This window comes from Methylibium sp. T29 (assembly GCF_000576205.1).
Taxonomy (GTDB): domain Bacteria; phylum Pseudomonadota; class Gammaproteobacteria; order Burkholderiales; family Burkholderiaceae_C; genus Methylibium; species Methylibium petroleiphilum.
In genome coordinates this window covers 1-6,361 of the sequence record NZ_AZND01000193.1, presented here as the reverse complement: position 1 = coordinate 6,361, position 6,361 = coordinate 1, and the positions used below count along the sequence as shown (strand labels likewise).

Sequence of the window (6,361 nt, the reverse complement as noted above, 5' to 3'; positions counted from 1 at the left end):
GCCCTTCGCGGCGAGCCGGCCTGGGCCTTCGCCGCGGCGCGCGACCTGCGTCAGCCGGTCTATTCGCGCCCCTACGAAGGCACCGGCTCGCTGTCGGTGTTCCAGGTGCACGTCCCCCTGCTCGACCGCAGCGCCTTCTCCGGCACGCTGGTGGCGGAGTATTCGGTCGAATCACTGCTGCGCTATTTCGTGCCCGCCGAGGTCACGCGGCGCCACGCCATCAGCCTGCTCGACAGCAACGACCGCGTGCTCGCCAGCAGCGTCTCGCGTGAGCCGGCCAACAGCGTGCGCAGCAGCAGCGGCATCGTGCAGGACGTGGCGCTCGCGCCGTCGGGCAACGGCCTGGTCGTGCGCGGCCAGGGCTGGCGCACCTCCATCGGCCTCATCGGCAACACGTTGTTCTGGATGGTGGTCGCGCTGTCCGCACTGACGGTGTGGATGCTGCTGGGCACCTGGCGCCACATGCGCCGGCGTTCGCAGATGCAGAGCACGCTGATCACCGAGACGAACTTCCGGCGCGCGATGGAGAACTCCATGCTGACCGGCATGCGCGCGATGGATCTCGAGGGGCGCATCAGCTATGTCAACCCGGCGTTCTGCGCGATGACCGGTTTCGCCGAGGACGAGCTGATCGGCCGTCTGCCGCCCTTCCCGCACTGGCCGCCCGACCGCATGGAAGAGAACACGCGGCTGCTGCAGCAGGAGCTGCAGGGCCGCAGCCCGGCTGGCGGCATCGAAGTGAAGATCATGCGCAAGGACGGCACGCTGTTCGACTCGCGGATGTACGTGTCGCCGCTGATCGATGCCAAGGGCCACCAGACCGGCTGGATGACCTCGATGACCAACATCACCGAGGCCAAGCGCATCCGCGACCAGTTGTCGGCCTCGCACGAGCGCTTCACCACGGTGCTCGAGGGGCTAGAGGCTGCGGTGTCGGTGCTGTCGGTGGCGCAGGACGAACTGCTGTTCGCCAACCGTTCCTACCGGCTGTGGTTCGGCGCCGATTCCCAGGGCCATGCGCGCCTGGCCGGCGCAGACGAGCTGCAGGCAGGCCGGCGCGACGCCGATGAGTCGGTCGACAGCTTCGGCGGCCTGCCTGCACAGGAACTCACCGAAGCCAGCGGCGACGTGCACGAAGTGTTCGTCGAGTCGCTGCAGAAGTGGTTCGACGTGCGTGCGCGCTACGTGCAGTGGACCGACGGCCGGCTGGCGCAGATGCTCATCGCGACCGACATCACCGCTCGGCGCCGCGCAGAGGAGCAGGCCTCGCACCAGGCGGAGAAGGCCCAGGTCACCAGCCGCCTCGTGACGATGGGCGAGATGGCCTCCAGCGTCGCCCACGAGCTGAATCAGCCGCTCACCGCGATCACCAACTACTGCAACGGCATGGTCTCGCGGGTCAAGTCCGACGCCATCGAGAAGGACGACCTGATCGCCGCGCTGGAGAAGACCGCGCGCCAGGCCCACCGCGCCGGACAGATCATCCACCGCATCCGCGCCTTCGTGAAGCGAAGCGAACCACAGCGCCAGACCGCCAAGCGCGCGACATCGTGGAGGACGCTGTCGAACTGGCCGGCATCGAGCTCAAGCGCCGCAACGTGCACATCCGCACCTACGTCGCGCAGCGGCTGCCCGACCTGCAGGTGGACCCGATCCTGATCGAGCAGGTGCTGCTGAACCTGCTGAAGAACTCGGCCGAGGCGATCGACAACGCGAAGCTGCCGTCCTCTCGTCGCCACATCGAACTGCGCGTGGTGCCCAAGCACACGCCGGAGGAAGGCGGCGTGATCGAGTTCAGCGTGCGAGACAACGGCCCGGGCGTGAAGGAGGAGATGATGGCCCGGCTCTACGAGGCGTTCTTCTCCACCAAGCCCGACGGACTGGGCATCGGCCTGTCGTTGTGCCGATCCATCGTCGAGTCCCACCGCGGCCGTATCCGTGCGGAGAACCTCTACAATGGAAGCGTGATCAGCGGCTGCAGCTTTGCCTTCACCCTGCCAGTGGAGCTCCCGGTCCCGGCGACCGAGCCTCCCGGCGTCACCTTGACCGAAACCTCGTAAAGAGCGCGCATGAGCCTCATCCCCAAGAAAGGCACGGTCTATGTCGTCGACGACGACGAAGCCGTGCGCGACTCTCTTCAGTGGCTGCTCGAAGGCAAGGACTACCGGGTCAAGTGCTTCGACTCGGCCGAGTCCTTCCTGTCGCGCTTCGACTCCCGCGAGGTCGCCTGCCTGATCGCCGACATCCGCATGGACGGCATGAGCGGGCTGGAGCTGCAGGATCGTCTGGTCGAGCGCAAGAGCCCGCTGCCCGTGGTCTTCATCACCGGCCACGGCGACGTGCCGATGGCGGTCACCACGATGAAGAAGGGCGCGATGGATTTCATCGAGAAGCCCTTCAAGGAAGAGGAACTGCTGAGCCTGGTCGAGCGCATGCTCGACAGCGCCCGTGCCGCCTTCAGCCAGCACCAGGAAGCCGCCAGCCGCGACGCGCTGCTGTCGCGGCTGACCACCCGCGAGGCCCAGGTCCTCGAGCGCATCGTCGCCGGCCGCCTGAACAAGCAGATCGCCGACGACCTGGGCATCAGCATCAAGACGGTGGAGGCCCACCGCGCCAACATCATGGAGAAGCTCAACGCCAACACCGTGGCCGATCTGCTGAAGATCGCGCTCGGTGCCCAGGCCAAGGCCTGACGCACCCTCTCGTCGCCAGGGCCGCCTTCGTGCGGCCCTTGTCGTTTCTACCTCCGGTGCCGTGCTGACGGTGCCTACCGCTGAAGGAGCCCCTCGCATGAGCGCCCGAGCCATCGACGGCAATGCCCTGTCCCGCCACCTCCGCCACGAAGTCGCGCAGCGCGCCGCCACGCTGCGCGAGCACGGCATCACGCCGGGACTCGCCGTCATCCTGGTGGGCGAGAACCCGGCCTCGCAGGTCTACGTGCGCAACAAGGTGAAGGCCTGTCACGACAGCGGCCTGCATTCGGTGCTGGAGCATTACCCGGCGGCGATGACCGAGGCCGAGCTGCTGGCCCGCGTGCAGGCGCTGAATGCCGATCCGGCAATCCACGGCATCCTGGTGCAGTTGCCGCTGCCGCCGCACATCGACGCGCACCGCGTCATCGAGACCATCGCGCCGCACAAGGACGTGGACGGCTTCCACGTCGCGAGCGCAGGCGCACTGATGGTCGGCCAGCCCGGTTTCAAGCCCTGCACACCCTACGGTTGCATGAAGATGCTCGAGTCGATCGGCTACGACCCCAAGGGCAAGCACGCCGTCGTGATCGGCCGCAGCAACATCGTCGGCAAGCCGATGGCGATGCTGCTGCTGCAGGCCAACGCCACCGTCACGGTCTGCCACAGTGCGACCCCCGACCTCGCGCTGCACACCCGCCAGGCCGACATCGTGGTCGCCGCGGTCGGCAAGCGCAAGGTGCTGACCGCCGACATGGTGAAGCCCGGCGCCGTGGTGATCGACGTGGGCATGAACCGCGACGACCATGGCAAGCTGTGCGGCGACGTTGACTACGCCGGGGTCGCCAAGGTCGCCGGATGGATCACGCCGGTGCCCGGCGGCGTGGGACCGATGACGATCACGATGCTGCTGATGAACACCCTGGAATCGGCCGAGCGGCTGGTGGGCTGAGCCCATGGGCTCGCTATCCTGCCGATGAACAGGATTGAAACCGCGCCGCCCGACGCCAGCTGACACTGCTGCGAGCCCCGAACCGACGAGCCGACCCATGAGCAATCCTCTACTCGATACCGCCGCCCTGCCGCGCTTCGGCGAGATCCGCCCCGAGCATGTGGAGCCTGCGGTCGAGGCCCTGCTGGCCGAAGCGAACGTGGCGCTGGAACGCGCCACGGGCGCGGACGTGCCGGCCGACTACGATGCCCTCTCCGCGGTGCTCGATGTCGCAACCGAGCGCCTCGGGCGCGCCTGGGGAGCGGTCAGCCACCTCAACGCGGTGGCCGACACGCCCGAGCTGCGCGCCGCCTACACCGAGGCCCTGCCGCGCGTGACCGAGTTCTACACGAACCTGGGTGCCGACGAGCGGCTCTACGCGAAGTACAAGGCCGTGGCCGGCAGCCCTGCGGCAGCCGCGCTCAACGCGGCACGGCGCAAGGCGCTGTCGAACGCGATGCGCGATTTCGTGCTGTCCGGCGCCGAGCTGCAGGGGGCCGCCAAGGAGCGCTTCGCAGCCATCCAGGCGCGTCAGGCCGAACTCGGCCAGGCCTTCTCCGAGCATGTGCTCGACGCGACAGACGGCTGGAGCTTCATCGCGAGCGAGGCCGAGCTCGCCGGCGTACCGGAGGACGTCAAGGCCGCCACGCGCGCCGCCGCCCGGGCCGACGGCCAAGACGGCCACAAGCTCAGCCTGCACATGCCGGTCTACCTGCCGGTGCTGCAGTACGCGCAGGACCGCGCGCTGCGCGAACGCGTCTACCGCGCCCACGTCACGCGCGCCTCGGAGGCCGGCCCGACCGAGCGCGACAACAGCGCCGTGATGGGCGAGATCCTCACTCTGCGGCAGGAAGAGGCCGAGCTGCTGGGCTACCGCAACTTCGCCGAGGTTTCGCTGGTCGCCAAGATGGCCGACTCGCCGGCGCAGGTGCAGGGTTTCCTGCGCGACCTGGCGCGGCGCGCACGGCCCCACGCCGAGCGCGATCTGGCCGAGCTGCGCGAGTTCGCCCGCACCGAGCTTGGCCTGGCCGATCTGCAGGCCTGGGACATGGCCTACGCGGCCGAGCGCCTGAAGGAAGCCCGTTACGCCTTCAGCGACACCGAGGTGAAGCAGTACTTCACCGAACCCAAGGTGCTGGCCGGCCTGTTCCGCATCATCGAGACGCTGTTCGAGGTGGCGATCCGCCCGGACACGGCGCCGGTCTGGAACGAGCACGTGCGATTCTTCCGCATCGAGCGCGGCACTCAGCTGGTCGGCCAGTTCTACCTCGACCCCTACGCACGCCCCGGCAAGCGCCCGGGCGCCTGGATGGACGACGTACGGGGTCGCTGGGCCCGCCCTGAGGGCAGGGTGCAGACGCCGGTGGCTCATCTGGTTTGCAACTTCGCTGCGCCCGTCGGTGACCGCCCCGCGCTGCTGTCGCACGACGACGTGACCACGTTGTTCCACGAGTTCGGCCACGGCCTGCACCACATGCTCACGCAGGTCGACGAGATCGGCGTGGCCGGCATCTCCGGCGTCGAGTGGGACGCGGTCGAGCTGCCCAGCCAGTTCATGGAGAACTTCTGCTGGGAGTGGGAGGTGGTGAAGCACATGACGGCGCACGTCGACAGCGGCGAGCCGCTGCCGCGGACGCTGTTCGACAAGATGCTCGCCGCAAAGAACTTCCAGAGTGGCTTGCAGACGCTGCGCCAGGTGGAGTTCTCGCTGTTCGACATGCTGATCCACGACGGTGCGTCGGCGGCGCCCTACGGCGCCGACGCCATCCAGCGGGTGCTCGACGGCGTGCGCCGCGAGATCGCGGTCATCGTGCCGCCGGCCTTCAACCGCTTCCAGCACAGCTTCTCGCACATCTTCGCCGGCGGTTACGCAGCCGGCTACTACAGCTACAAGTGGGCCGAGGTACTGAGCGCCGACGCCTACGCCGCCTTCGAGGAGGAAGGGGTGTTCAACCCCGCCGTCGGCCGCCGTTACCGCGAAGCCATCCTCGAAGCCGGTGGCAGCCGTCCGGCGATGGAGAGCTTCAAGGCCTTCCGCGGTCGCGAGCCACGCATCGACGCCCTGCTGCGCCACCAGGGCATGGCGGACTAAGATCGAAGTTCCGCCGAACCCGAGAACCTTGTCATGAGCCGTTCCGCTGCCGTCCTGCTGTTCAGCCTCGTCGCATTGGGCTCCGGTCCGGCCCTGGCGCAGTACAAGATCGTCGAGCCCGACGGGCGCATCACCTACACCGACCGCCCCGCGCCCTCGGCCGCGGCCAAGGTACAACCGATCCGCGGCGGCGCAGCGGTCACCGGCACCACCAGTGGCCTGCCGTACGAGCTGGCGCAGATCGCCGAACGCTACCCGGTGACGCTGTACAGCGGTAGCGACTGCTCGGGCTGCGTGGCCGGCCGCGACATGCTGCGCCAGCGTGGCATCCCCTACACCGAGAAGACCATCACCGGCGAAGCCGACATCGCCGCCTTCCGACAGATCGAATCGAGCGCCGAACTGCCGGTGTTGCGCATCGGCGGCCAGCAGCTGCGCGGCTATTCGGAGCCGAATGGCGCGGCTACCTCGACGCCGCCGGCTACCCCAAGCAGTCGCGCCTGCCGCCCACCTACCGCGGCTGGGAGCCGACCCCGCTGGTGGGTCAGACCACGGCGCCGCGGGCCGCTCCGGCGCCGCGCCCCGCCG

Annotated in this window: 4 protein-coding genes and 1 pseudogene; all 5 read left to right on the top strand. The window is 68.6% G+C overall.

Annotation, left to right across the window (positions count from 1 at the left end):
• Positions 1–2,060 (top strand): annotated as a pseudogene (locus x551_RS17045) (PAS domain S-box protein); the annotation flags it as partial.
• Between the two features lie 9 nt (positions 2,061–2,069).
• Positions 2,070–2,693, top strand: coding sequence for a response regulator transcription factor (locus x551_RS17040; RefSeq protein WP_011829723.1), 624 nt, complete (start codon positions 2,070–2,072; stop codon positions 2,691–2,693).
• Between the two features lie 97 nt (positions 2,694–2,790).
• On the top strand, positions 2,791–3,642 hold the full coding sequence (folD, locus tag x551_RS17035) for a bifunctional methylenetetrahydrofolate dehydrogenase/methenyltetrahydrofolate cyclohydrolase FolD (RefSeq protein ID WP_011829724.1): 852 nt from the start codon (positions 2,791–2,793) through the stop codon (positions 3,640–3,642).
• Between the two features lie 97 nt (positions 3,643–3,739).
• Positions 3,740–5,773, top strand: a complete 2,034-nt coding sequence (locus x551_RS17030) for a M3 family metallopeptidase (RefSeq protein WP_011829725.1) — start codon at positions 3,740–3,742, stop codon at positions 5,771–5,773.
• Between the two features lie 33 nt (positions 5,774–5,806).
• Positions 5,807–6,361, top strand: a 555-nt coding sequence (locus x551_RS17025) for a glutaredoxin family protein (RefSeq protein ID WP_051512105.1), incomplete at its 3' end; no start/stop codon positions are given.